Source organism: Pseudomonas sp. DD1 (assembly GCF_044510355.1).
GTDB classification, from domain to species: domain Bacteria; phylum Pseudomonadota; class Gammaproteobacteria; order Pseudomonadales; family Pseudomonadaceae; genus Aquipseudomonas; species Aquipseudomonas shahriarae.
The window spans coordinates 1-3356 of the sequence record NZ_MSAJ01000021.1 but is presented as its reverse complement, the minus strand read 5'-3'; the positions used below and the strand labels follow the sequence as shown (position 1 = coordinate 3356).

Sequence of the window (3356 nt, the reverse complement as noted above, 5' to 3'; positions counted from 1 at the left end):
TCGTTCTTTAAAAATTTGGGTATGTGATAGAAAGATAGACTGAACGTTACTTTCACTGGTAACGGATCAGGCTAAGGTAAAATTTGTGAGTTACTCAAATTGAGTATTATCGAATTTTCGGCGAATGTCGTCTTCACAGTATAACCAGATTGCTTGGGGTTATATGGTCAAGTGAAGAAGCGCATACGGTGGATGCCTTGGCAGTCAGAGGCGATGAAAGACGTGGTAGCCTGCGAAAAGCTTCGGGGAGTCGGCAAACAGACTTTGATCCGGAGATGTCTGAATGGGGGAACCCAGCCATCATAAGATGGTTATCTTAAGCTGAATACATAGGCTTAAGAGGCGAACCAGGGGAACTGAAACATCTAAGTACCCTGAGGAAAAGAAATCAACCGAGATTCCCTTAGTAGTGGCGAGCGAACGGGGACTAGCCCTTAAGTGGCTTTGAGATTAGCGGAACGCTCTGGAAAGTGCGGCCATAGTGGGTGATAGCCCTGTACGCGAAAATCTCTTAGTCATGAAATCGAGTAGGACGGAGCACGAGAAACTTTGTCTGAATATGGGGGGACCATCCTCCAAGGCTAAATACTACTGACTGACCGATAGTGAACTAGTACCGTGAGGGAAAGGCGAAAAGAACCCCGGAGAGGGGAGTGAAATAGATCCTGAAACCGTATGCGTACAAGCAGTGGGAGCCCACTTTGTTGGGTGACTGCGTACCTTTTGTATAATGGGTCAGCGACTTATTTTCAGTGGCGAGCTTAACCGAATAGGGGAGGCGTAGCGAAAGCGAGTCTTAATAGGGCGTCTAGTCGCTGGGAATAGACCCGAAACCGGGCGATCTATCCATGGGCAGGTTGAAGGTTGGGTAACACTAACTGGAGGACCGAACCGACTACCGTTGAAAAGTTAGCGGATGACCTGTGGATCGGAGTGAAAGGCTAATCAAGCTCGGAGATAGCTGGTTCTCCTCGAAAGCTATTTAGGTAGCGCCTCATGTATCACTGTAGGGGGTAGAGCACTGTTTCGGCTAGGGGGTCATCCCGACTTACCAAACCGATGCAAACTCCGAATACCTACAAGTGCCGAGCATGGGAGACACACGGCGGGTGCTAACGTCCGTCGTGAAAAGGGAAACAACCCAGACCGTCAGCTAAGGTCCCAAAGTTATGGTTAAGTGGGAAACGATGTGGGAAGGCTTAGACAGCTAGGAGGTTGGCTTAGAAGCAGCCACCCTTTAAAGAAAGCGTAATAGCTCACTAGTCGAGTCGGCCTGCGCGGAAGATGTAACGGGGCTCAAACCATACACCGAAGCTACGGGTATCATCTTCGGATGATGCGGTAGAGGAGCGTTCTGTAAGCCTGTGAAGGTGAGTTGAGAAGCTTGCTGGAGGTATCAGAAGTGCGAATGCTGACATGAGTAACGACAATGGGTGTGAAAAACACCCACGCCGAAAGACCAAGGTTTCCTGCGCAACGTTAATCGACGCAGGGTTAGTCGGTCCCTAAGGCGAGGCTGAAAAGCGTAGTCGATGGAAAACAGGTTAATATTCCTGTACTTCTGGTTATTGCGATGGAGGGACGGAGAAGGCTAGGCCAGCTTGGCGTTGGTTGTCCAAGTTTAAGGTGGTAGGCTGGAATCTTAGGTAAATCCGGGATTCTAAGGCCGAGAGCTGATGACGAGTCATCTTTTAGATGACGAAGTGGTTGATGCCATGCTTCCAAGAAAAGCTTCTAAGCTTCAGGTAACCAGGAACCGTACCCCAAACCGACACAGGTGGTTGGGTAGAGAATACCAAGGCGCTTGAGAGAACTCGGGTGAAGGAACTAGGCAAAATGGCACCGTAACTTCGGGAGAAGGTGCGCCGGTGAGGGTGAAGGACTTGCTCCGTAAGCTCATGCCGGTCGAAGATACCAGGCCGCTGCGACTGTTTATTAAAAACACAGCACTCTGCAAACACGAAAGTGGACGTATAGGGTGTGACGCCTGCCCGGTGCCGGAAGGTTAATTGATGGGGTTAGCTAACGCGAAGCTCTTGATCGAAGCCCCGGTAAACGGCGGCCGTAACTATAACGGTCCTAAGGTAGCGAAATTCCTTGTCGGGTAAGTTCCGACCTGCACGAATGGCGTAACGATGGCGGCGCTGTCTCCACCCGAGACTCAGTGAAATTGAAATCGCTGTGAAGATGCAGTGTATCCGCGGCTAGACGGAAAGACCCCGTGAACCTTTACTATAGCTTTGCACTGGACTTTGAATTTGCTTGTGTAGGATAGGTGGGAGGCTTTGAAGCGTGGACGCCAGTTCGCGTGGAGCCAACCTTGAAATACCACCCTGGCAACTTTGAGGTTCTAACTCAGGTCCGTTATCCGGATCGAGGACAGTGTATGGTGGGTAGTTTGACTGGGGCGGTCTCCTCCTAAAGAGTAACGGAGGAGTACGAAGGTGCGCTCAGACCGGTCGGAAATCGGTCGTAGAGTATAAAGGCAAAAGCGCGCTTGACTGCGAGACAGACACGTCGAGCAGGTACGAAAGTAGGTCTTAGTGATCCGGTGGTTCTGTATGGAAGGGCCATCGCTCAACGGATAAAAGGTACTCCGGGGATAACAGGCTGATACCGCCCAAGAGTTCATATCGACGGCGGTGTTTGGCACCTCGATGTCGGCTCATCACATCCTGGGGCTGAAGCCGGTCCCAAGGGTATGGCTGTTCGCCATTTAAAGTGGTACGCGAGCTGGGTTTAGAACGTCGTGAGACAGTTCGGTCCCTATCTGCCGTGGACGTTTGAGATTTGAGAGGGGCTGCTCCTAGTACGAGAGGACCGGAGTGGACGAACCTCTGGTGTTCCGGTTGTCACGCCAGTGGCATTGCCGGGTAGCTATGTTCGGAATAGATAACCGCTGAAAGCATCTAAGCGGGAAACTAGCCTCAAGATGAGATCTCACTGGAACCTTGAGTTCCCTGAAGGGCCGTCGAAGACTACGACGTTGATAGGTTGGGTGTGTAAGCGCTGTGAGGCGTTGAGCTAACCAATACTAATTGCCCGTGAGGCTTGACCATATAACACCCAAGCAATTTGACTACTCTTGACTTGGAAACAAGCAAAAGCATCAGATTGCGGTGTGTGAAGACGAAATGAACCGAAAGTTCGAATCTCACAAAACACCGAAAGCTGTCACATACCCAATTTGCTGAAGCGAGGCCATCTGGTCACGACTCAGTACCCGAATTTCTTGACGACCATAGAGCATTGGAACCACCTGATCCCATCCCGAACTCAGTAGTGAAACGATGCATCGCCGATGGTAGTGTGGGGTTTCCCCATGTGAGAGTAGGTCATCGTCAAGATTAAATTCC

2 rRNA genes are annotated in these 3356 nt (G+C 50.7%); both read left to right on the top strand.

Features of this window, described 5'->3' with window-relative positions:
- Nucleotides 1–165: 165 nt before the first annotated feature.
- Nucleotides 166–3059: ribosomal RNA gene (locus PSFL_RS13255) — 23S ribosomal RNA — on the top strand.
- A 172-nt stretch (nt 3060–3231) separates the two neighbouring features.
- A 5S ribosomal RNA gene (gene rrf / locus PSFL_RS13250) occupies nt 3232–3347 on the top strand.
- Nucleotides 3348–3356: the final 9 nt, after the last annotated feature.